This window comes from Chryseobacterium mucoviscidosis (assembly GCF_002177115.1).
GTDB classification, from domain to species: Bacteria; Bacteroidota; Bacteroidia; order Flavobacteriales; family Weeksellaceae; genus Chryseobacterium; species Chryseobacterium mucoviscidosis.
Window position 1 is genome coordinate 1 of record NZ_MVAG01000188.1, and the last position, 262, is coordinate 262.

The window sequence follows — 262 nt, forward strand, 5'->3', positions numbered from 1 at the left end:
AACTGCAAGCGCAGGGCGGAAGTATGATCATGCTGGCGAAAGGCAACCGCAGCCAGCAGGTGACGGATGCCTGTAAAAAACACGGCGGCTTCTACCTCGGCAGTATCGGTGGTCCGGCAGCTGTATTGGCGCAGGGAAGTATTAAGAGCCTGGAATGTGTTGAATATCCGGAACTGGGAATGGAAGCCATCTGGAAAATTGAAGTAGAAGATTTCCCGGCGGTTATCCTTGTGGATGATAAAGGAAATGACTTCTTCCAGCA

General features: G+C 51.1%; 1 protein-coding gene. It reads left to right on the forward strand.

The genetic code is table 11. The features are described from left to right. Nucleotides 1-262 (forward strand): fumarate hydratase C-terminal domain-containing protein (locus tag B0E34_RS22875; protein WP_185117471.1); only part of this gene is annotated, 262 nt, incomplete at both ends.